Source organism: Deinococcus grandis, from assembly GCF_001485435.1.
Taxonomy (GTDB): domain Bacteria; phylum Deinococcota; class Deinococci; order Deinococcales; family Deinococcaceae; genus Deinococcus; species Deinococcus grandis.
The window spans coordinates 2,828,313-2,850,339 of sequence record NZ_BCMS01000001.1; the positions used below are offsets into that span (position 1 = coordinate 2,828,313).

18 protein-coding genes and 1 tRNA gene are annotated in these 22,027 nt (G+C 71.0%); 10 read left to right on the forward strand and 9 right to left on the reverse strand.

Annotation, left to right across the window (positions count from 1 at the left end):
- The first annotated feature begins 8 nt into the window (after nucleotides 1–8).
- Both pdxY and DEIGR_RS13690 read left to right on the forward strand, forming a co-directional pair.
- A complete protein-coding gene (pdxY, locus tag DEIGR_RS13685; RefSeq protein ID WP_058978095.1) occupies nucleotides 9–944 on the forward strand; it encodes a pyridoxal kinase PdxY in 936 nt (311 codons plus the stop codon).
- Between the two features lie 241 nt (nucleotides 945–1,185).
- Complete coding sequence (locus DEIGR_RS13690) at nucleotides 1,186–1,773, forward strand: hypothetical protein (protein ID WP_058978097.1); 588 nt, start codon at nucleotides 1,186–1,188, stop codon at nucleotides 1,771–1,773.
- Between the two features lie 55 nt (nucleotides 1,774–1,828).
- Here the strand turns inward: DEIGR_RS13690 and DEIGR_RS13695 are convergent, their stop codons facing one another.
- Nucleotides 1,829–2,275: a response regulator gene (locus DEIGR_RS13695; protein ID WP_058978099.1), complete on the reverse strand. Its 447-nt coding sequence runs from the start codon at nucleotides 2,273–2,275 to the stop codon at nucleotides 1,829–1,831.
- Nucleotides 2,272–3,852: a sensor histidine kinase gene (locus DEIGR_RS13700; RefSeq protein WP_058978100.1), complete on the reverse strand. Its 1,581-nt coding sequence runs from the start codon at nucleotides 3,850–3,852 to the stop codon at nucleotides 2,272–2,274. The genes DEIGR_RS13695 and DEIGR_RS13700 overlap by 4 nt, the downstream gene beginning before the upstream one ends.
- 103 nt (nucleotides 3,853–3,955) lie before the next feature.
- On the opposite strand from DEIGR_RS13700, the gene DEIGR_RS13705 reads away from it, so the two are divergent.
- The 3 genes from DEIGR_RS13705 to DEIGR_RS13715 all read left to right on the forward strand — a co-directional run bounded on the left by DEIGR_RS13705 (nucleotide 3,956) and on the right by DEIGR_RS13715 (nucleotide 6,687).
- Nucleotides 3,956–4,693, forward strand: a complete 738-nt coding sequence (locus DEIGR_RS13705) for an enoyl-CoA hydratase-related protein (RefSeq protein ID WP_058978103.1) — start codon at nucleotides 3,956–3,958, stop codon at nucleotides 4,691–4,693.
- Nucleotides 4,694–4,798: 105 nt separating this feature from the next.
- A complete protein-coding gene (locus DEIGR_RS13710) occupies nucleotides 4,799–5,659 on the forward strand; it encodes an SDR family oxidoreductase (RefSeq protein WP_058978104.1) in 861 nt (286 codons plus the stop codon).
- Nucleotides 5,660–5,754: 95 nt separating this feature from the next.
- Nucleotides 5,755–6,687, forward strand: coding sequence for a leucine-rich repeat domain-containing protein (locus tag DEIGR_RS13715; protein WP_083524067.1), 933 nt, complete (start codon nucleotides 5,755–5,757; stop codon nucleotides 6,685–6,687).
- A 22-nt stretch (nucleotides 6,688–6,709) separates the two neighbouring features.
- Here DEIGR_RS13715 and DEIGR_RS13720 read toward each other — a convergent pair whose 3' ends face one another.
- Nucleotides 6,710–9,205, reverse strand: coding sequence for a G8 domain-containing protein (locus DEIGR_RS13720; protein ID WP_058978108.1), 2,496 nt, complete (start codon nucleotides 9,203–9,205; stop codon nucleotides 6,710–6,712).
- Nucleotides 9,206–9,439: 234 nt separating this feature from the next.
- Between DEIGR_RS13720 and DEIGR_RS13725 the strand changes: the two genes are divergently transcribed.
- Nucleotides 9,440–10,828 (forward strand): nicotinate phosphoribosyltransferase, encoded by a 1,389-nt coding sequence (locus DEIGR_RS13725; protein WP_058978110.1) that lies wholly within the window; start codon nucleotides 9,440–9,442, stop codon nucleotides 10,826–10,828.
- A 3-nt stretch (nucleotides 10,829–10,831) separates the two neighbouring features.
- Nucleotides 10,832–11,443, forward strand: a complete 612-nt coding sequence (locus tag DEIGR_RS13730) for a macro domain-containing protein (protein WP_058978112.1) — start codon at nucleotides 10,832–10,834, stop codon at nucleotides 11,441–11,443.
- Between the two features lie 42 nt (nucleotides 11,444–11,485).
- Here DEIGR_RS13730 and dnaX read toward each other — a convergent pair whose 3' ends face one another.
- From dnaX to DEIGR_RS13745, 3 genes are all read right to left on the reverse strand, one after another.
- Entirely contained in the window at nucleotides 11,486–13,861 is a 2,376-nt protein-coding gene (gene dnaX, locus DEIGR_RS13735; protein WP_058978114.1) for a DNA polymerase III subunit gamma/tau, read from the reverse strand.
- A gap of 202 nt (nucleotides 13,862–14,063) precedes the next feature.
- Nucleotides 14,064–15,800 carry an NAD-dependent malic enzyme gene (locus DEIGR_RS13740; protein WP_058978116.1) on the reverse strand — a complete coding sequence of 579 codons (1,737 nt, stop codon included), beginning with the start codon at nucleotides 15,798–15,800 and terminating at the stop codon, nucleotides 14,064–14,066.
- 156 nt (nucleotides 15,801–15,956) lie between these two features.
- Nucleotides 15,957–16,379, reverse strand: coding sequence for a thioesterase family protein (locus DEIGR_RS13745; RefSeq protein ID WP_058978118.1), 423 nt, complete (start codon nucleotides 16,377–16,379; stop codon nucleotides 15,957–15,959).
- A gap of 91 nt (nucleotides 16,380–16,470) precedes the next feature.
- Here DEIGR_RS13745 and DEIGR_RS13750 point away from each other — a divergent pair, with 91 nt between their 5' ends.
- Complete coding sequence (locus DEIGR_RS13750) at nucleotides 16,471–17,640, forward strand: YihY/virulence factor BrkB family protein (RefSeq protein WP_058978120.1); 1,170 nt, start codon at nucleotides 16,471–16,473, stop codon at nucleotides 17,638–17,640.
- Nucleotides 17,641–17,700: 60 nt separating this feature from the next.
- Here DEIGR_RS13750 and hisA read toward each other — a convergent pair whose 3' ends face one another.
- Nucleotides 17,701–18,414, reverse strand: a complete 714-nt coding sequence (hisA, locus tag DEIGR_RS13755; protein WP_058978122.1) for a 1-(5-phosphoribosyl)-5-[(5-phosphoribosylamino)methylideneamino]imidazole-4-carboxamide isomerase — start codon at nucleotides 18,412–18,414, stop codon at nucleotides 17,701–17,703.
- Nucleotides 18,415–18,472: 58 nt separating this feature from the next.
- Between hisA and DEIGR_RS13760 the strand changes: the two genes are divergently transcribed.
- Nucleotides 18,473–19,618: a glycosyltransferase family 4 protein gene (locus tag DEIGR_RS13760; protein WP_058978124.1), complete on the forward strand. Its 1,146-nt coding sequence runs from the start codon at nucleotides 18,473–18,475 to the stop codon at nucleotides 19,616–19,618.
- Between the two features lie 101 nt (nucleotides 19,619–19,719).
- On the opposite strand, the gene DEIGR_RS13765 is transcribed toward DEIGR_RS13760, so the two are convergent.
- Together DEIGR_RS13765 and DEIGR_RS13770 are read right to left on the reverse strand one after the other, a co-directional pair.
- Nucleotides 19,720–19,804 (reverse strand) — tRNA-Leu (locus DEIGR_RS13765).
- Between the two features lie 148 nt (nucleotides 19,805–19,952).
- Entirely contained in the window at nucleotides 19,953–20,744 is a 792-nt protein-coding gene (locus DEIGR_RS13770) for a VC0807 family protein (protein WP_153013750.1), read from the reverse strand.
- A gap of 84 nt (nucleotides 20,745–20,828) precedes the next feature.
- Between DEIGR_RS13770 and chrA the strand changes: the two genes are divergently transcribed.
- Nucleotides 20,829–22,010 (forward strand): chromate efflux transporter, encoded by a 1,182-nt coding sequence (gene chrA, locus DEIGR_RS13775; RefSeq protein ID WP_083524068.1) that lies wholly within the window; start codon nucleotides 20,829–20,831, stop codon nucleotides 22,008–22,010.
- The last annotated feature ends 17 nt before the right edge of the window (nucleotides 22,011–22,027 follow it).

Here is a 22,027-nt window from a genome sequence, read left to right on the forward strand (position 1 = left end):
TGGGCGGCATGAAGGACGCCCCGCCCGCCGCCCAGCCTGCACTGTCACCGGCCGTCACCTCTCCGGCACTGCCTCAGAACATCCTGAGCATCCAGTCATGGGTGGCGTACGGGCACGTGGGGAACGCCGCCGCCGTGTTTCCGCTGCAGCGCCTGGGGTTCGAGGTCTGGGCGATCCACACGGTGCAGTTCAGCAACCACACCGGGTACGGCGCGTGGACGGGCGCGGTGTTCCCGCCCGAACAGGTCGCGGACCTGATCGACGGGATCGAGGCGCGCGGCGCGCTGGGCGACTGCAACGCGGTCCTGAGCGGGTACATGGGCAGCGAGGGCACGGTCGCGGCGGTCGTGGACGCCGTGCGGCGCGTGCGCGTGGCGAACCCGGGCGCGCTGTACGCCTGCGACCCGGTGATGGGCGACGTGGGGCGCGGCGTGTTCGTGCGCCCGGAACTGCCGGACCTGATCGCCGCGCAGGCGATTCCCGAGGCGGATGTCGTCACGCCGAACCAGTTCGAACTGGAACTCCTGACCGGGCACACGGTGGACACGCTGGAGCACGCGCTGGAGGCCGCCCGCGCCCTGCGGGAGCGGCTGCGCGCCGGTGGGCCGAGGATCGTCGTGGTGACCAGTCTGGTCCGCAGCGGCGCGCCGGAGGGCAGCATCGAAACGCTGGTCGTCACGGACGGCGGCGCGTGGCTGTGCCGCACGCCCCTGCTGCCGCTGGACCCGCCACGCAACGGGACCGGGGACGCCATCGCGGCGCTGTTCCTGGGTCATTACCTGCGGGGCGGGGACGCCGCGCAGGCCCTGAGCCTGTCCATGAGCGCCCTGTACGCCCTGCTGCAACGCACGCACGTGGCGGGCACCCGCGAGATTCAGCTCGTCGCCGCGCAGGACGAGTTCCTGAAACCCGCACGGCTGTTCGAAGCGCAACAGGTCGGCTGAGCCACCACTTTGTGATACGGATTCCGTTTGTTTCGTTGACAGATCGGAACGCCACCGATCTGCCAACTCCACGTCCGGAATCCGTTTCTCTCTTCCTCGCATCCGCTCGGATTGAACGGCTTCATAAGCCATTCAATCGGAGTCCGTATGAGTCCCGTCTCAGTGTCCGTTCAGGGTCAGCCCAATGGCTGTTGCGGGCACTCTCATGGTTCCGGGAAGGCGGCAGCGAAGACTGACAGGCATGAAACACATTCTGTTCCCGACGGCGGCTGCGGCCGATGCGTTCACCGCTGACCTCCAGGCCCAGGGCGTCATCGCCCCCACGATGGGCAGCAGCACCTACACCCGCCGCAGCGCCGCGACCGACGTGGCCGATACGCGCGCTGACGGCCCCGGCAGCCTCACCATGGATGCCGACGGCGTGGGCGGCACCCCCGAGGACGCCGGTGCGGGCGCCGTAAAGGGCACGGGCGTGGGCGCCGTGGTGGGCGCCGCGGCGGGCATCCTGGCGACCGGCGCGACCATCGCCACGGGCGGCCTGGCCCTCCCGGTGATCCTGGGCATGGCGGCGCTGGGCTCGGGCGTGGGCGCGGCGGTCGGCGCGACCGGCGGCGCGATGGGCGTCGATGAGACCGGCAAGGTGGATGACCGTTACGACGTGGACGATACCTACTACGACCGCATGGACAGCACCATCAACAGTGGTGGCCGCGTGGTGGCCGTGCATGACAGTGTGCCCCAGGACGTCCTGATGGACGCCGTTGCCCGTCACGGCGGCGAGATCGTGGACAGCGGCGCGCGCCGCTCGGACTACGTCGCCTCGATGTAAACCACCCCATGGCACGGCCCCCGGATGCGGATCCGGGGGCCGTGCTTCTTTGCCGTCAGGAGGGGCGGGGAGGGTGCGGCAACGCCACCTTGCGGAACCAGAAGTTCTCCAGCGACTGGATGACCTCCACGAATTCCGCGATGGACACGGGCTTGGGAATGTACGCGTTGGCGTGCAGGTTGTAACTGCGCCAGATGTCGCTCTCGGCGCGGCTGGTGGTCAGCACGATCACGGGAATGCTGCGCAGCTCGTCGTCCTCCTTGAGGACGTCCAGCAGTTCCAGGCCGGTCATGCGGGGCATGTTCAGATCCATCAGGATCACGTCGGGTCGGGGCGCGCCTGCGTGGTCCTCGCTGCGGCGCAGGAAGTTCAGGGCGTCCACGCCGTCGCGGGCGTGGCTGAGGTGGTGCGGGAAGTCCGCTTCCTCGAAGGCTTCCTGGGTGAGCAGGACGTCGGCGGGGTTGTCCTCGACGAGCAGGATCTCGACTGGTCTGGTGGTCATAGGGGGTCTCCGGTGTGGGCGGGCGTCAGCGGCAGTGCCAGATGAAATGTACTGCCCTGGCCGGGGGTGCTGTCCAGCCACAGGTCCCCGTCGAGCTGTTCGGCGGCGCTACGGGTGACGGCCAGGCCGATGCCGCTGCCCGCGTACTCGTCCATGCCGTGCAGGCGCTGGAACACCCCGAAGATCCGCTCGTGGTACTCCGGCGCGATGCCGATGCCGTTGTCCTGCACGTGAATCACCCAGCGGCGCGCCTCGCGCTCGGCAGTGACGCGCACGCGGGGGGGCACGCCGGGCTGCTGGAATTTCAGGGCGTTCCCGATGAGGTTCTGTAGGGCGTGGCGCAGCAGTTCGGGGTTGCTGTGCACGGTGGGGAGCGGGCCGACGTCCACCTGCGCGCCCAGGCCCTCGATCTGCACGGCCAGGTCCGCCACGATGTCGCGGGTCAGGTCACCCAGGTTCACGTCGTGCGTGGTGCGCGGCGCCTTGCGCACGCGGGAGTACGCGAGGAGGTCCTGGATCAGGGTCTTCATGCGCAGCGTGGCGGAGGTCGTGAAGGCGATGTACTGGTCGGCGCGGTCGTCCAGCTTGCCGTGGTAGCGGCGGGCGAGCAGTTCGGTGTAGCTGCCGATGGTCCGCAGGGGTTCTTGCAGGTCGTGACTGGCGACGTACGCGAACTGTTCGAGTTCGCGGTTGCTGCGTTCCAGGTGCATGTTGCTGGCCTGCAGGGCCTCGGCGGTGGCGCGCAGCTGCGCCTCGCGGTCCTGCACGGCAGCGGCCATGGCGTCGAACTGCGCGCCCAGCTGCGCCAGTTCCCGCACGGGCATGGGGGGCGTGCGGCGTGCGTACTCGCCCTGCGCGATGGCCTGCGCCGCGCCGTTGAGTTCCAGCACGGTGCGGTTCACGGTGCGGGTGACGCGGTACGCCGTGACGAGCAGCAGGGCGATGCTGAGCAGCAGCCCCCCCACGGTCACCAGCCGCACGCGGCTCAGCAGGACGCTGCTGCGGTCGGTCGCGGCGTTCAGGCGCGCCGTTTCGTTCGTCGCCATGATCGTCAGGACGCGGCGGGCGTCGTCCAGCAGCGTGCGCCCCACGCCGTTGCCGACCCGCGCGGCGGCGCGTTCCAGCGAGTCGCGGCGCACGCCGATCTCCGGCTGCGCGGCCACCTCGTCCCAGCGGGCCACCGCTGCCTGCACCCGGGCCAGATTCGTGCGCTGCTGCGCGGTGACGCTCAGGTCGTGCAGCGCGAAGACGTCGGCCTGGAAGGCCAGTTTGCCGTCCTCGTAGGGGTGCAGGAAGTCGTTCTGTCCCGTGATCACGAAGCCCCGCTGCCCGTTTTCCATCAGGGAGACCTGCTGCGAGAGATCCGTGATGAGCTGCAGTCGGGTCTGCGCGTCGAGAACCTGCTGGAGTGCCTCGTCGTTCTGGTTCACGCCGTACGCGACCAGGCTGCCCACCCCGAGCAGCAGCGCGAACGGCAGCACGAACGGGCGCAGCAGCACCTGCCGCAGGCTGGGGGCGTGCGCGGCGCCCTGCGCCGGGACCGGGGCGGGCTCGGCAGGGACGGGAACGGCCGACATCGCCGGGCATTCTAGTGCAGCGGCGCGCACCTGTGCGGCCCGCGCAGCCGGACCCGCGCGGGGAATTTTGAACCCGGTCCACCGCGCGGGGTAGAGTGGACGCATGACATTCCAGAACGTGAATCTCACCCACGCGGGTGAGGTCGCCACGCTGACCCTGACGAGCAAGAAGGGCAGCATGGGCCCGACCTTCTGGCCCGAAATTCCCCGCGTCCTGACCGAACTGGGCGGCGCCCGCGCGCTGATCCTGCGCGGCCAGGACCTGTTCAGCGCCGGACTGGACGTCCGCGCCAGCGCCCCCGTCATCGCCCCCACCCTGGGCGACCCAGGCGCCTTCGCGGCGGTCGTCGCCGAGATGCACGCCGCCATCGACGCGTTCGCCGCGCTGCCCATCCCGGTGATCGCCGCCGTGCACGGTTGGTGCATCGGCGCAGGCCTGGAACTCATCAGCGCCTGCGACATCCGCGTCGCCAGCGCGGACGCCCGCTTCAGCCTCCCCGAGGTGAAACTCGGCATCACCGCCGACCTGGGCGGCCTGCAACGCCTCCCCCACCTGATCGGCACCGGCCGCACGGCGCACCTCGCCCTGACCGGCGACCCCATCGACGCGCCCACCGCCGAACGCTGGGGGCTGATCACGGAACTCCTCCCCACCCCGGACGCGCTGTTCGAGCGGGCGAACGCCCTCGCCACGGGGCTGGCCGCACTGCCGCCCCGCGCGGTCGAAGGCACCAAACGCACCCTCCACGCGCACCTGTCCCACGCGCAGAGCCTCGAACAGGCCGTGCGCTGGAACGCCCAGCACATGACCACCGACGGCCTCGCCCAGGCGCTGAAGTAGGGTCGAGGGACGAGGGTCGAAGAGTCGAAGACCCTCGACCTGGACCGCTGAGACCCTTAGACCTTTAGACCCTCCGCCCCTCAGACCCCCTCAAGGAGCCCCACCATGAGCCAGAATCCCGGTACCCTCCAGCCCGGCACCGCCGACAGCACCTTCCGCCCCGACCTCCTGCAGGGCAAGCACGCCCTGATCACCGGGGGCGGCAGCGGCATCAACCTCGGCATCGCGCAGAGTTTCGCCGCGCACGGCTGCCGGGTGACCATCCTGGGCCGCAACCTCGAGAAAGCCCAGACGGCCGCGCAGGGCATCAATGACGCGGGCGGGCAGGCCATCGGCGTCAGTGCCGACGTGCGCGACATCGCCGCCATGCAGGCCGCCGCCGCGCAGGCCGTCGAAGCCTTCGGCCCCATCGACATCGTCCTGGCGGGCGCCGCCGGGAACTTCCCCGCGCCCGTGGACGGCATCAGCCCCAACGGCTTCAAGACCGTCGTGGACATCGACCTGCTCGGCACGTACAACACCATCAAGGCCTGCGCGCCCCACCTGACCACCCCCGGCGGGAACGTCCTCTCGATCAGCGCATACGGCGTCCCCGTTCCCATGCAGGCGCACGTCGTCGCCGCGAAGGCCGGCGTGGACGCCCTGACCCGCACCCTCGCCGTCGAGTGGGGCCTGCGCGGCATCCGCGTGAACGCCATCATCCCCGGCCCCATCGACGGCACCGAGGGCATGGCCCGCCTCGCCCCCGACGAGAAGACCCGCCAGAAATTCATGAGCACCGTTCCCCTGGGCCGCTTCGGCATCCCGCAGGACATCGCCAACGCCGCCCTGTTCCTCGTGAGTGACGCCGCCAGCTACGTCACGGGCGTCATCCTGCCCGTCGACGGCGGCCAGAACATGCTCGGCGGCGCCCCCCAGTACCAGATGTACCAGCAGATGGGCCTCGCCCTGCCCAAGAAAGACTGATCCGGGCTGTGGGCTGTGAGGCATGAGCAGGCATCCTCCGAGCCCACAGCTCATGTGCATGCCCGCGCCGTGCCCGCTGCCGTTACACTGCGGGCATGTCTGCTGTCCCCATGCCCGTTCACCAGCACCTCTCGGATCTGCGCGGGGCGGCCCTGCTGAATCTGCCGGACTGGTCGGGAGTGCGGCGCGTGAATCTGGACGGGCTGGGTCTGGAGGCCCTGCCGGGGCGGGAGGCCGCGCCGGACCTGACGGTCTTCAGCGTGTACGACAACGCGCTGACGGACGTGCCGGACTGGGTGTGGACGCGGCGGGGACTCCGGACGCTGAACCTGTCCGCGAACCAGTTCCAGAGGCTGCCGGACGCGCTGGGTGACCTGCGTGAGCTGCGGATGCTGGACCTGGGCCACAACGAGCTGGATGCCCTGCCGGACGTGTTCGGCGGGCTGGGGCAGTTGGCGTTCCTGTACCTGAGCCACAACCGCCTGACGGAGCTGCCGGAGTCCCTGCGTCACCTGGGGTCGCTGACGTACCTGAACGTGACGGACAACGCCCTGACGCGCCTGCCGGACTGGCTGGGCGACCTGCGCGCCCTGACCGAGCTGCGGCTGTACGGCAACCCGCTGGAGGCCCTGCCGGACGGACTCGGGGCGCTGGGCTCACTGCGGGAACTGCACGTCATGAACGCCCGCCTGACCGGGGTGCCCACCAGCCTGGGCGGGTGCGGGGCGCTGGAGGTCCTGGACCTTCAGGGCAACGCACTGACGGCACTGCCGGACTCGCTGGGGCACCTCTCCCGCCTGACCACGCTGAACCTGCGCTTCAACGCGCTGACGCACCTGCCAGACTCGCTGGGCGACCTGCACGCGCTGCACACCCTCGACCTGCGCGCCAACGAACTGACCAGCCTCCCCGAGGGGCTGGCGCACCTGCCGGGGTTGCGGAAACTCGACCTGCGCTGGAACCGCATCGAGCAGCTGCCGGACGCCTTCGACACGCTGATCGCGCGGGGCTGTCAGGTCTACCTGTAGGGGCTGGGGGCTCCCCTCCTCTTTACTTGCACAGGTCGGTGGTGCAGATCTCCACCTGGGCGTAGTCCCGGCTGGCCTGCACGACGAGTTTCAGGGTGAGCTGGCCGTTCTCGTAGGTGTAGCTGTCGCCGGTGGTGCCCGGCAGGGCGGCGGGGGTGACTTTCTTCAGGAGGTTGCGGTTGTCGATCCACCAGTCGCGGTAGATGCGGGGCTCCGTGGCGGCGGGCAGGGTGACGGTCAGGGTGTCGCCGGGCTGGCGGTTCTGGAGGCCGAGGCGCAGGTGGGGGCTGGCGGCGCTGGGGGTCAGGGTGTAGGTCTGGTTCAGGCGGGCGCTGGTGCTGAAACTGGTGAAGGTGCCCGGCGTGCCGGTGAGGCTGACGGTACCGTGCGGGCCGGTCACGGTGATGGGGGCGAGCTTGCCGCCGCGAACGTCCTGGAGCCACAGGCGGGTGTACGTGCCGGGGCAGGTGCTGGCGTTCCAGTCGGCGTTGGGGGTGCAGTCGGGCGCGCCTTTCAGGAGGGGGCTGGCGGTGACGGTCAGTCCGGCCGTGCCGGTGACGGTGCCGTCGGTGTCGAGGAACGTGGCGGCCTTGTCGCCGTCCTTGTCGGGTTGCGCGGCCGGGAAGTACACGCGGGGGCTGGCGTCGGCCCAGCGGAGGTTCAGGGCGTTGTTGGTGGGGACGAGGCTGAAGGCGTTCTTCGTGAGGTACCCGAGGCCGCTGGCCTGCCGGGTGGCGTCGGGTGTGAATCCGGCGAGGGTGGCGCCGTCGATGGTGACGTGCCCGTCGTAGAACTGGTAGCCACGGATGGGGAAGCTGGGGTCCCAGGGGCGTGGGAGGGCGCGGCCGCCGGTGCCGGTGGGTTCCCAGCTTTCGGGCTGGCCGAGGTTGGGCGTCTCGCCGATCAGGATGCCGCCCCGGAGGGTGCTGTCGTCGCTGGCGAAGGTCGCGCCGACGCCGTTGTCGGCGAGGGTGGCGTTCAGCAGGACGTGGCCCTTCCCGCGCAGCCACACGCCGTGGTCGCGGTTCTTGTACGCGGTGAAGGTGTCCAGGGTGGCGGTGACGGGCGCGCTCCTGGGGTCGCTGGGCGTGGTGACGGGCGCGTAATAGGTGACCTCGGTGGTGCCGTCCGCTTTCGGGCCGTTGTCGAGGTTCAGGCCGCGGTCGGTGCTGTGGGCGACGTTGCCGCTGAAGTCGCCCAGCGGGGTGCGGCGGGGCCAGAGGTCGGTCTTCGTGGCGGCGAGGCCGGTGGGGTGTTCGGGGAATGCGAGCCAGAAGCCGGTGCCGTCCACCCCGGCGGCCACGTTGTTCCTGACGGTGTTGGCGGGGTGGGTGATCCAGTACGCGGCGGGGCGTTTGTCGCTGTCGAGCAGCGGCGTCTGCCCCTGCTTGGCGTCGGGCGCCTTGACGCGCGTGACGAGGTTTCCGCTGAGGGTGTTGCCGGTCTCGTCGCCGTCTTCCAGGAAGAGGCAGTGGCCGATGTTGTCGAAGGTGACGTTGTCCTGCACGCGCAGGTCACGGGTGCCGTGTACGACGACGCAGCGGTTGTACGACTCGTGGACGCTGCTGCCCCGCAGGTACGAGGCGGGGTCGCTGCCCAGCTGGTGGAAGTGCACGGGGTAGCGGCGCAGGGTGTTCAGCTGCCCCACGCGAGTGAATTCCGTGCCCTCGATGCGGGCGGTGCTGGTGCCCATGATCATGACGTGCGCGCCCACGCCGGTCTGCGCGGCGTCGTCCGTGGCGGCCACGACGACGTTGCGGGTCAGGAGGCCCACCTCGGCGCGTTCGTTCACGCTCAGACCCGCGACGGTGATCGGGTCGCCCCAGTGCGTGTATTTCAGCGGCGCGGCCAGGGTGACGGCCGTGCCGCTGACGCGCTGCACGGTGACCTGCTCGGTCTGATTCGCGCCAAAGTCCGTGCTGGTCAGCGTGAGGCTGTCGCCGGGCTGCCAGTCGGGCGCGCGGTCCAGGGTCAAGGTGCTGCTGCCCCGGCGGGCGGTGGCGTTCAGGCGCGTCCAGGCGAGGCGGGGTTGACCGTGGAGTTCCAGGGTGCCGTCCATGACGCCCAGCACGCGGTCGCCCATACCCATCACGTCCTCGCTGGGGACCGTGTTCGTCAGGAGGATCTCGGCGTGGTGCGTGAAGGGTTTCGCCTCGCTGCCCACGCGGAGTTCGCCGTGCACCATGATCCACTCGGCGCGCAGGGTGCGGTCGGCACTGTCCTCGAACTCCAGGGCGCTGCCGGTGGGGACGGTCAGGCCGCCCAGGTCGGGCGGGGTGGTGTCCAGCAGCACGCGTTTCCCGGCGGGGAGGGTGACCTTCTGCCCGGCGGCGGGCAGCGTGCCGCCCCAGGTAGCGGGGTCGCTCCATTTCACGCTGGAAAGCGTGGGGGTCGGGCTGGGCGTGGGGGTGGGCGTCGGCGTGGGGGCGGGGGTGGTGCCGCTGCCGCCGGAACCCGAGCCGCAGGCGGTCAGGAGGGCCGTGAGGAGCAGGACGGTCGCGGAGCGGCGCGCGGGCATGAAGGAATGATAAACGCACGGTCAGCAGGGTGGCGTGAAGGACTTCGCACCTCTTCCCCACCGCTGTGCAGACGCGCGCGAAGGTCGTCTGGGACAGGTTCCCCGGCTGAAGCACCCGGCGATCTGGCGCGAGGTCACGACTGCCTGAACCTCACGCATCCCCTTACTCATAGTTTTCATAATGGATTTCTGGATTATGAGCAAAGCAAGAGGTTGCACCATAGGAGGTACCCCATGACCACTCCGCTGAACGACCGCAACATCATCCTCGACACCGACTCCTACAAGAGCAGCCACTTCCTCCAGTACCCCAGTGGCACCACCCGCCTCTTCAGCTACCTGGAAAGTCGCGGCGGCAAGTACCCCCAGACGCGCTTCTTCGGCCTGCAGTACATCCTCGACCGCTACCTGACCACCCGCGTCACCGCCGAGATGGTCGAGGAGGCCCGCGCACTGATCGAGGCGCACGGCGAGCCCTTCCCCTACGACGGCTGGATGCGCGTCGTGAACGTCCACGGTGGCCGCCTGCCCCTGCACATCCGTGCCGTCCCGGAAGGCACGCTGGTGCCCATCCACAACGTCCTCCTGAGCTGCACGAACACCGACCCGGAACTCCCCTGGCTGGTCGGCTGGTTCGAGACGATGCTGATGCGCGTCTGGTACCCCACCACCGTCGCCACGCAGAGCTGGCACATCCGCGAGATCATCCGCGCCGCCCTCGAAAAGACCAGCGACCGCCCGGCGGAGGAACTCCCGTTCAAACTGCACGACTTCGGGTCCAGGGGCGTCAGCAGCCGCGAGAGCGCAGGCATCGGTGGCCTCGCGCACCTCATCAACTTCCAGGGCAGCGACACGCTGGAGGCCCTGCGGGTCGCCCGGAACCACTACGGCGCCGACATCGCCGCGTTTTCCATCCCCGCCGCCGAACACAGCACCATCACCAGCTGGGGCAAGGAACACGAGGTCGACGCGTACCGCAACATGATCACGCAGTTCAGCCGCCCCGGCAGCATCTACGCCGTCGTCAGCGACAGCTACGACCTCAAGAACGCCATCAACACCCTCTGGGGCGAAGAACTCAAGGCCGACGTCATCGCCTCGGGCGGCACCCTGGTCGTCCGGCCCGACAGCGGCGAACCACCCGCCATGGTCCGCCTCGCCGTGAACGCCCTGGCCGCCAAGTACGGCACCACCACCAACAGCAAAGGCTACAAGGTCCTGAACCACGTCCGCGTCATCCAGGGCGACGGTATCGACGAACAGACCATCCGCCAGATTCTCGGGAACCTCGACGTGGACGGCTACAGCGCCGAAAACGTGAGCTTCGGCATGGGCGGTGCCCTCCTGCAGAAAGTCGACCGCGACACCCAGCGCTTCGCGTACAAGGCCAGCGCCGGCCAGATCGACGGCGCGTACCGCGGCATCTACAAGGACCCCGTCACCGACCCCGGCAAACGCAGCAAAGACGGCGTCCTCGACCTCGTGCAGGAAGGCGGCCGCATGGTCACAAGGGCATACAAGACCTTCGACACCGACTTCCCCGGCAGCCTCATGCGCACCGTGTACAAGGACGGCGAACTGCTCGTCCGCGACACGCTGGACACGATCCGGGGGCGCGGCTAAGCCATGAATCTCACAGGCGTCCGCTTCGACCTCCGGGATCGCCACCCGGCGGTCGTGGAGGCCTGGGGAGCGCATTTCGCGGGTGTGGAGCAGGTGCGCGTGCAGCCGGGGGACATTTTTCAGGATGAGGCGGACGCGCTGGTCAGCCCCGCGAACAGTTTCGGGTTCATGGACGGCGGGATCGATCTGGCGTTCAGTGAGCAGTTCGGGTGGGACCTGCAGGCGCGCGTGCAGGAGCGCATCCGCCGGGACTATCACGGGGAGTTGCTGGTCGGGCAGGCGCTTATCGTGCCGACGCTGGACGCGGTGTGGCCGCACCTGATCTGCGCGCCGACCATGCGCGTCCCGGCAGACGTGTCCGGCACGCCGAATGCGTTCCTGGCGTTCCGGGCGGCGCTGCTGGCAGTGCAGGCGCACAACGCGTCGGTTGGGCCGCCCATCCGGCGGGTGGCGTGTCCGGGGCTGGGCACCGCGATTGGCCGCATAGCGCCGGACGTGTGCGCCCGGCAGATGCGCGCCGCGTTCGACGCGGTGGTGCTGGGCCACACGCCGGAGCTGCCCACGTTGCAGGACGCGAAGCTCTGGCACGTGCGGCTGACCCGCGCGGATCTGTGAACGGCAGCAGCCCCCGGCCAACGCTGGGGGCTGCTGTTCCGTTTACTCGTCGTCCTCTTCGGGAAGGTCGGCGCCCAGGGTGTCGGGGGCGGGTGGGGCGTTGCGGTTCTTGCCGATCTCGCGCACGCGGCCGCTGAAGCGGGTGCGGATGTCCTCGTAGACGGGGTGCGCGCGGATGTCGCCGGGCCGTCCGGGGGTCGCCCGGGCGTCCTGCGGGGGGGCTTTCGCGTCCTGCGGGGCGGGTGCGGGGGCCGGGGTGGGTTTCGGGGCGGGGCGGGGGACGCTGAGGTCCGCGAAGGGCATGTCCTCCTCGGGCGGCAGGTCGCCCAGCAGGTCGGGGCCGCCGAAGGCGTTCCAGTCGGGTTCCTCGGTGATGACTTCACCCAGGTAGAGGTTCCGTTCGCTGCGCGGGGGCGGCCCGGCGTCACGGGGGGTGCTGGCGGGCTGCGCGGCGGGCGTGTCGTCCCAGCGTCCGGGGTCGAGGTCGGCCAGCGGGGCGGGCGCGGCGTCGTCCGGGCTGGCGGGGGGCACGCGCCGTTCGGGGAGGGGTGGGGGGAGCGTGGCGACGCTGGCGCGTGGGGGCGGGGCGGCCTGGGTCTGCGCGGGCTGGGTCGGCGGGGTGGCCTGCGGCTGTGGCGCCTGCATGGGCTGGACCTGGGTGGGTTGCGCCTGGCTGGCCTGGGCCTGCGGCGGGTCGATGGGCGCGAAGTCCGGGCTGCGCGTGCCCGCGGGGCGGCGGGGGGCGCTGCGGGTCGGGTCGAACGGCGCGACGTCCGGCGCGGCTCCATGGTCCGGCGCAGGCTCGCGCATGGGAGGCGCGGCGCGGGCCGGGGCTGGGGCGGGTGGGGTGGGGTCGGGCGTGGGGGCTGGCGCGCTGCCTGCCTGTCCCCCACCGGATTGCCCCCCGCCGAGGTTCACGCGGCGGCTGCCTTCCGGCGCGATCAGTTCGAAGGTGACCGGGCCGAACACGCTCAGAACGATCTTGGCGATGTCGTCGAATTTCGCGGCGACCTGTTTGGCGTGGAAGGCGTTGCGGTCGTCGTACCCGAGGCTGACGTAGCCGGGTTCGGCGTGCTGCCGGGCGGGTTTCAGGAACGCGCGCAGCTGCATGCTGGCCTGCCGGGTCACGTCCGCCCAGCTGCCCCCCGTCGGGGCGGGGACGGGCTGGGCGGGGTCGGGGCTGGCAGCGCGCGGGCCGAGGCCTGCACCGCCGGGCGCGGGGGCGGGCGCGCGGCGGGCCTCTCCCACCGGGCCGGACGGCGCGGCGGGCGGGTTGGCGCGCAGCGTGGCGAGTTCCTTCTCCAGGCGGTTCAGGCGCTGCGCGAGGTCGGCAGGCATAGCGGCCCCCGCGCCCGCGCTGGCCGGGGCGCTGCCGCCGGTCACGGTATCGGCGGCCAGCAGGGCGTGCGTGAGGGCCAGTTCGAGGCTCTGCTGGTCGGCCGCGCGGGCGAAGCGGGATTCCTGTTCGTCGAGGGCCGCCTGGAGTTTCAGCAGGCGGGGAATGTCCGCGCCGTCCAGGCGACCGTCGGGGTTCAGGCCCAGTTCGGCGTGCAGGGCCGCGCCCAGCGCCGCGACAAGGCCCTCGACGACCGTGCGGGCCGCGAAGCCGTCGCGGTACAGGTGCCCCGCACCACTCAGGGCCGCGCCCGCGTCCCCGCTCACCAGGGCGGCGGCGATGCCGCGCACGCGCTCGCCGGGCGGGAGACCCAGCGCCTCCTCCACACCCGCGCGGGTCACGGCCGTGCCAGCGGCCAGCATGCGTTCCAGCAGGCTCTCGCCGTCGCGCATGGCGCCGTCGGCCAGTCGCCCAATGAGTTGCAGCGCGTCGCCCTCGGCGCGCACGCCCTCGCGCTGGGCGAGTCCGGCGAGCTTCCCGGCGATCTCCTCCGGGGTCAGGCGGCGGAAGCGGTAATGCTGGCAGCGCGAGAGGATCGTGGGGATGATCTTCTCCGGTTCGGTGGTCGCCAGGATGAAGATGACGTGACCGGGTGGTTCCTCCAGCGTCTTGAGGAGCGCGTTGAACGCGGCGCGGCTCATCATGTGCGCCTCGTCCAGGATGTAGATCTTCTTCCCGCCGCGCATGGCGGCCAGGCCGACCTTCTCGCGCAGGTCGCGGACGTCGTCGACGCTGTTGTTGCTGGCCGCGTCGATCTCCATGACGTCCGGGTGCGATCCGGCGCGGACGCTCAGGCACGACTCGCACTCGCCGCAGGGTTTCGGCGTCGGGCCGGTGCAGTTGGCGGTCATGGCGATCAATCGGGCGGTGGTGGTCTTCCCCACCCCGCGCGGCCCGCTGAACAGGTACGCGTGCCCGACGCGGCCCTGCTCCAGCGCGGCCTTGAGGACGTCCTTGACGTGCTCCTGCCCGACCACGTCCTCCCACCGGACCGGGCGGGCCCGCTGGTAGATGGCACTCACGCGCGCCCCCGGGCGGCGCGGCGCAGGAGCGGCTCGAACGCTGAACCCCGCGGCCTGTCGCCGCTCAACTCAAGCCCCACCCTGCACGCACGCCGCTTCACCTCACCATTCTAGAGCCCAGGCGGGAAGCGGCGCGGTGACGCGAGGCAGAGTTGATGGGTGACGGAGAGCAGCCCCCCCATCACCCATCACCTTTCAACCATCACCCCTTGCGCAGCGGCAGGTAGCGGGGTTCCCAGGCGCGGTCGCGGATGACCTGTTCGAGTTCGTCTCTGGTCATGTTGCGGATGCGGCGTTCGGCGCACACGCCGTCGCGTATGGATTGCAGGGCGACGTTCACGGCCACCTGGATGCTCAGTTCGCGCAGGTCGCTGATGGGCGGGTAGACGCGCTCGCCGTACTGCGCGGTGAATTCGGCGAGGGTGCGGGCGGCTTCCATGACCATGGTGTCGGTGATCTCGCGGGCGCGGCTGGCGATCGCGCCGAAGCCCAGGCCGGGGAAGATGAACGCGTTGTTGCCCTGCCCGATGGGGTGGCGCTGCCCGTCGTACTCGACGTCGGGGAAGGGGCTGCCGGACGCGACGATGGCGCCGCCGTGCGTCCAGTGGATGACGTCGGCGGGGCGGGCCTCGACGTGGCTGCTGGGGTTGCTGAGCGGGAATACGATGGGCCGCGGGGTGCTCTCCAGCATTGCCTGGATGCTCTCCTGGCGGAACAGGCCGGGCACGCCGGTGAAGCCCAGCAGCGCCGTGGCGCGCGCGTTCACGAGGACGTCGTGCATGCTGGGGTACTCGCCCTCGTACGTCCAGCCCTGAAGGTCCTCGGGGCGGCGCACGAAGCTGAGCTGCTGTTCCTCCAGGTCCGGCTGACCGTGCATAAGCAGGCCGTGGCGGTCCACGACGAACACGCGGGCGTTCGCGTCAGCAAAGCTCAGGCCGCCCCAGGTCATCAGGCCCTGCCGGATCGCCATGGCCACGCCGATCCCGGCGGCGCCCGCGCCGACGATCACGAACACCTGGTCCTCCAGCCGCTCGCCCTTGATCTGCGCGGCGCGCATCAGGCCCGCCAGCGCCATGGCGCCCGTGCCCTGGATGTCGTCGTTGAAGCTGGGCACCACCCGGCGGTAGCGTTCGAGCACGCGGAAGGCGGTGCCGCGGCTGAAGTCCTCCCACTGGATGATCGCCTTCGGGTAGCGGTGCGACACGGCCTCCACGAACGCGTCCAGGAACTCGTCGTACGCCGCCCCGGTGAGGCGCTGGTGGTGCACACCCAGGTACAGCGGGTCGTCGATGAGGTCCTGGCGGTTCGTGCCGACGTCCAGTTCCACGGGGAGGGTCTTGTCGGGGCCGACGCCCCCGGCGGCGGTGTACAGCGACAGTTTCCCGATGCTGATCGCCATGCCGCCGAAGCCCTGGTCGCCGATGCCGAGGATGGCGCTGCTGTCGGTCGCGACGATCATGCGGACGTCGTTCACGGTGACGTTCTCCAGCATGTCGTCCACCCGGTCGATGTCGCCGGTGCTGACCGTGAACCCGCGCGGGTAGCGGTAGTTGCTGGAGTAGTTCCGCACCGCCTCGCCCACGGTGGGCGTGTAGATGATGGGCAGCATCTCCTCGAGGTGATCTTCGAGGATCGCGTAGAACAGCACCTCGTTGCGGTCCTGCAGGGCGCGCAGGTACTCGTGCTTTTCCAGGTCCGAGCCGCACTTCAGGTAGCGCAGGTACGTGCGTTCCTTCTGCTCCTCGAAGGTGCTGGTGTGGGGCGGCACGAGGCCCTCGAGGTGCAGTTCGCGCCGTTCCTGGGGCGTGAAGGCGGTGGTCTTGTTCAGCAGGGGGTTCTGCAGCAGGGCCAGGCCCGTCACGTTCACGCGGATGAAACGCTGACCGGCCTCATCGCGCTGCACGTCGTAGTACCGGGACACGGGAAGAGATTTCGGCATGACGCTCCAGCATAGCGGCCCCCCGCTGCACCCGGTCCAGGAAAGGCGCGCACGAAACGCACGCCGCCGCCCAGGCAGGCCCGCACCTCAGTTCAGGCCGTGAACAGAAGGGGGGCAGAGGCGGGAACCGTCCACCTCTCCATCACCCATCACCGATCAACCATTGACCTTCTCTGCCCAGCGGGCGCGCAGCGTGTCGAAGCCCGCGTCGATGCGCGACTGCGCCAGGACCATCTGCGTGGTGCTGCCTTGGCCGATCTCGTCGCCGAGTTCGTTCACGGCGCGCATCCGGGCGACGATGCGCCGCCCCTCCATCCGGTCGAAGGTGGCGGTCACGGTGACGGTCATGCCGGGCAGCGCGGACGCGGTGTGGGTGACGTCCACCTGTGTCCCGATGCCGCCCTCGCCGTCCTCCAGGAAGGGCAGGATGATCTTGCGTCCGGCCTCCTCGAAGTGTTTGGCCATCCAATACGTGGCGTACACGGGGTGCAGGCGGCCCAGCTCACCGAAGTCGACGGTCATGTCGTCGGTGACGGTCACGGTCAGGGTCTGCGTGAAGCCTTCCGGGATGGCGTGCATGAGAGGCAGGCTAGCAGGGCCGGGGCAGTATGGGAAAAGCGTGAATCCCGCTCATGCGGACACCTGCCGCGCGCGTCCGTAGACTGCCGGGATGAGGCTCAAGCCTGCCGACCTGTTCACCCTGCTGCGCGAGGCCTTCCTGGCCTTCGGGCAGGACAAGGCCCCGCGCCTCGCCGCCGCGATCGCCTACTACGCCATGTTCAGCATCGCGCCGCTCCTGCTGCTGGCCGTGGCGGTCGCCGGGCGGTTCCTGACCGACTCGGCCGTCCTGGATCAGCTGTTCGGGCCGGCGGGGCTGGTGTCGCAGAACCTCGGCACCGACACCGCCGAGTTCCTGCGCGGCCTGATCAAACCCGACAGCCTGCTCAAGGGGAGCCTCGTGGCGACCATCGCGGCGTTCGTGACGCTGTTCATGGGCGCCACGGGCCTGTTCGTGCAGGTGCAGGACGCCCTGAACTCCATGTGGGGCGCCGACCCGGCCCCGCCGCAGGGCATCGTGAACATCCTGTGGACGCGCGTGAAGTCGTTCCTGATGATCATCGTGATCGGCCTGCTGCTGATCGTGTTCCTGGGCCTGAACACGTACCTGTCCGCCATCGCGCAGACCCTGGGGGACACCATCGGCGCGGGCGCGTTCTTCGTGCGGCTGGGCACGGCACTGCTGTCCACGCTGTTCCTCGCGCCGGTCTTCGCGGGCGTGTACAAGGTGCTGCCCGACGTGAAACTCCAGTGGCACGAGGTGTGGGTGGGGGGCTTCTTCACGTCCACGCTGTTCACGCTGGGCCAGCTGGGCATCGGCCTGTACCTGGGTCAGGCGGCGCCCGGCAGCGCCTTCGGGGCGGCCGCGACCCTGATCGTGCTGCTGCTGTGGATCTACTACTCCGCAATGATCTTCTTCTTCGGCGCGGAAGTGACCTGGGTGTACTCGCAGAAGTTCGGCACGCATGCCGGGGGCGCCGCGAACACCGCGAAGAAGGAAGCGCTGGCCGCGCAGGGCGTGGACATCGACCCCACCGAGAGCGCCCAGGAACGCGACGCGAAGGACGCCGCCGGGCGCCCCGCGCAGGACGCCCGGGGCCGCGTGCTGGGCGTGACGGTCCCGAAACTGCCGCGTGTGCTCAGGCAGGTGCCGCGCCGCGAGGAGGGCCGCATGCTCCCCACCGTCCGCGCCGCCCTGTGGAACGCCGTGACTGCCGTGCTCGCCGTGCCCGTCGTGATCGTGCTGCGCCTGCTGGGCATCACCGGCGGCCGCCGCAGGTAAGGACGCGGGGAGCGGGGCGGAGGTGACCCACGACCTCCGCCCCGCTCCCTGTGCGGCAGATCAGTCGAGCGCGGCGGGGAACGGCAGGGTGCCCTCGTAGATGGCGCGGCCCACGATGGCGCCCTCGATGTGTTCCTCGCGCAGCAGGCGCACGTCGTCGAGGTTGGCGACGCCGCCGCCCACGATCAGGGTGTTCGTCCAGAGACGGCGGACCTGGGCCATCAGGTCGCGGTTCAGGCCGCGCAGCGTGCCGTCGCGGGTGACGTCCGTGAAGATCAGGGTCTCCAGGCCCGCGTCGGCCAGGGTGGGGGTCAGGTCGGCGACCATGACGCCGCTGCCCTGCGCCCAGCCGTGCGTGGCGACCTCCAGCCCGCGCGCGTCCAGGCTGACGACCACCCGCTCGGGGCCGTGCGCGGCGATCAATGCCCGCACGAGTTCCGGCTGCTTCACGGCGGCGGTGCCGATCACGACGCGGTCCACGCCCAGGCGCAGCAGGTCCTCGGCGGCCTCGCGGCTGCGGATGCCGCCGCCCACCTCGACCGGCACGCCGAGTTCCTGCGTGATCTGCGCGATCACGGCGCGGTTCTCGCCGCGGCCCGTGGCGGCGTCCAGGTCCACGAGGTGCACGAGGCCAGCGCCCAGGCGCACCCAGTGCCGGGCGGCGTCCAGGGGGGAGTCGAAGTACACGGTCTCGCGGTCCGGGTCGCCCTCGAACAGGCGCACGGCGCGCCCGGACTGGATGTCCACGCAGGGAATGATGAGCGGCTCTTGCATGGGCCACAGGATACGGGGCCGGCTCGCGCGGGGACGCCTGCGGGGCTACACTGCGCGGGTGCGCGTCGGGATTGTCACTGCGACCTACCTGCCGTCCCGGAACGGGGTGGCGACCAGCACGGCGCTGTTCGCGCGGGGCCTGCGTGAACGCGGGCACGAGGTGCGGATCTTCGCGCCCCGCCACCCGCTGATGCCCCCACGCGAGGACGGCGTGTACCGCCTGAATTCCTCGTTCGCGGGCGCGCGGGCGCTGGGCGCCCCGGCGGACTACCCCGTGATGCTCGCGCCGGGCCCGCTGCTCACCTCGCGGCTGCCCCTGCGGGGGCTGGACGTGCTGCACACCATGCACCCGTTCCTGGCGGGCCAGCTGGCCCTGAAGTGGGCGCGGCTGTCCGGGGCGCCCGTGGTGTACACGGCGCACACGCAGTACGACCAGTACCTGCACTACGCGCCGATGCCGGGGCGGGTGGGCCGCGCGGTGCTGCGCCCGCACGTGAGTGCCTTCGCGCGCCGCGTGGACGCCGTCCTCGCGCCGGGCCGGGCGATGGTGGACATGCTGCGCGAGTACGGCTTCCAGGGCCCCGTGAACCTGATGCCGAACCCGGTGGACCTCGCCGCGTTCCGCGCCGCCACCGGCGCGGCGTTCCGCGAGGCGTACCACGTGGCGCCGGACGCGCCGCTCGTCGTGTCGCTGGGCCGACTGGCCCCCGAGAAGAACCTGGACGTGATGCTGCGCGCCTTCGACCGCGCGCGCGCCAGCCGCCCGGACCTGCGCCTGCTGGTCGTCGGGGACGGCCCCAGCCGCGCCGCGCTGGAACAGTCGGCCCCCGAGGGCGTCACCTTCACCGGCCCGGTCCCCTACGAGCGGGTGCCCGAGGCGCTGGCGGCCGCAGACGTGTTCATCACGGCCAGCACCAGCGAGGTCCTCCCCATGAGCATGATCGAGGCCCTCGCGGCGGGCGCGCCCCTGGTCGCCGCGCAGAGTCCCGCCGCGCTGGACCTGATCCAGGAGGGCGTGAACGGCACCGTCCGCACCGCCACGCCCGACGCACTCGCCGAGGGCCTGCTCGACACCCTGATGCCCGCCCGGCTGCCCACGCTCCAGGCCGGGGCGCGGGCCAGCGCCGCGCAGTACGACCTGACCACCCGCGCCGCCGCGCTGGAAGCCGTGTACGAGGACGTCATCCGCCGCAGACGACGGTAGGGAACGCCGCAGCGGAGGGGAGGCCGGACTGGTCTCCCCTCCGCTGCTGGATCGTCATGCAAGACAGGAAGACCCCGGCATTGCTGCTGGGGTCTTCTGTGTGGTGCCGAAGATGGGACTTGAACCCACACGCCTCGCGGCGCTAGTCCCTGAAACTAGTGCGTCTACCAATTCCGCCACCTCGGCACACCTTTGGTATTCTCGCCCGCGCTCGGGCGCGTTTCAGGGCTCGCTTACTTTATAGGCGAGTGCCGAAACTGTCAACACCCCCCGGCGTCGGACGTGGAAGGGCCGCGCCGGGGCACCCTCCCCCGGCGCGGCCCGTGGGGGTGATTCAGGCGGGCGTTTCGCCGCGTTCGCGCAGGCGCTCGGCGAGCTTGCCGGGTTCGAAGAGGCTGGCGCCCGCGCCGTAACGGGCGGTCACGGCGCGGTTCAGGAGCCACACGGCGCCCGCGACGCCCACGAGGCTGATGACCAGGCCCGGGACGCGCATGACGGCGTTCACGGCGGCGATCTGGGCGTTGAAGTCGTCGGTACCGAACTTCGCGGTGACGCGCTGGTAGTTCACGACGCTGTTCACGACGCCGCCGATCAGGTCCACCACAGCGAACACGACGGTGCCCTGCACCAGGCCGCGTTTCACGATGGGGTCGCGCATGGCGGTCTGGGTGGCGGCGCGGTGTTCGGGGCTCTCGCCGATGCTGGTGGCGTCCAGGAAGACGCGGAACAGCGGGACGCTGGTGGCGGCGCTGATCAGGAACAGCAGGCCCACGAGGTACGAGCGGGCGCTGTCCTTGATGGCGTACCAGAAGCCGTCCACGTACCAGAAGGCCAGCGCGCCGCTGAAGATCGCGCCTGCCCCGCCGATCAGGGCGACGGGGCTGACGTTGCGGTTCACGAGGAGGTCCCACAGGACGTACGCGACGGGGATCAGCGCGGCCAGGAGGTACGCGCGGACGTTGCCGGTGGTGCCGCCCCCGAACACCTGCTCGGCGACGCTGATGCCGCTGCCGAGGATGTTCGGGCTGAGGATCATGATGGGGATCACCAGCGTGAAGATCAGGTCCCAGACGGTCTTGGGCACGCGGGAGCGGTTGGCGGGCGTGGGGGTGGGGGCTGCGGTCATACCCGGCATTCTCGTGCATTCCCGAGTGAGGAGCGGTCCGGGGCCGGAGGTGGCCCTGACAGGACGTCCGGTACGCTGTTCGGCATGCGCGCTCTGGAGGTCTTCACGGTGTTCCTGCGGCTGGGCCTGTCGAGTTTCGGGGGACCGGTCGCGCACCTGGGCTTCTTCCGGGCCGAGTTCGTGGAGCGCCGCGCTTGGCTGGGTGACGCGGAGTACGCGGAGCTGGTGGCGGTGGCAAACTTCCTGCCGGGGCCGAGCAGTTCGCAGGTGGGGCTGGCGGTGGGCCTGCACCGGGCGGGGTGGGTGGGGGCTGGCGCGGCGTGGCTGGGCTTCACACTGCCCAGCGCGCTGCTCATGGCGCTGCTGGGCGGCACGCTGGCGGGCGGCGCGGCGGACGGGGCGGGGTGGGTGCAGGGCGTGAAACTGGCGGCCGTGGCGGTCGTCGCGCAGGCGGTGGCGGGCATGTGGGGCGCGCTGGTGACGGACCGGGTGCGGGCGGGACTGGCGCTGGGCGCGGCGGCGGCGCTGCTGGTCCTGCCTGCGTGGTGGCCGGGCGCGGGTGGCTGGGGGACGCTGGGCGTGCTGGGGCTGTGCGCGCTGATCGGCTGGCGAGTGCCGAGCGGCGCGGCGTCCGGGGCGGGGGCGCTGCGCGTGCCGGTGTCCCGCCGAGTGGGTGGGACGCTGCTGGCGCTGGCCGCGGTGCTGGCGGCCACCTTCGCGGCGCTGTCGGCGCTGGGGGGCGGGTGGGAGTTGCTGTGGGCGACGTTCCGGGCGGGCGCGCTGGTGTTCGGCGGGGGGCACGTGGTGCTGCCGCTGCTGGAACCCGCGTTCGTACCGGGCCTGCTGCCAGAGGGGGTGTTCGTGGCGGGGTACGGCGCGGCGAACGCCATGCCGGGGCCGCTGTTCACCTTCGCGTCGTACCTGGGGGCCGCCGCCGCGCCTGCCCTGGGGCTGGGGGCGGGCCTGGGAGCGCTGCTGGGCACGCTGGGGATCTTCCTGCCAGGCGCGCTGCTGATGCTGGGCGCGCTGCCGTTCTGGTCCGCGCTGAGTGGCCGCGCAGGCGCGCGGGCCGCGCTGGCGGGCGTGAACGCGGGCGTGGTGGGCCTGCTGCTGGCGGCGCTGTACACGCCGGTGTTCACGGGCGCGGTGCGCGGCCCGGCCGATCTGGCGGGCGTGCTGCTGGCGTACGCGGCGCTGACAGCGGGGCGGGTGCCCGCGTGGGTGGTCGTGCCCGCCTGCGCGGCGCTGGGCGCACTGCTGGCCTGACCCGTGCCCGTCCGGCA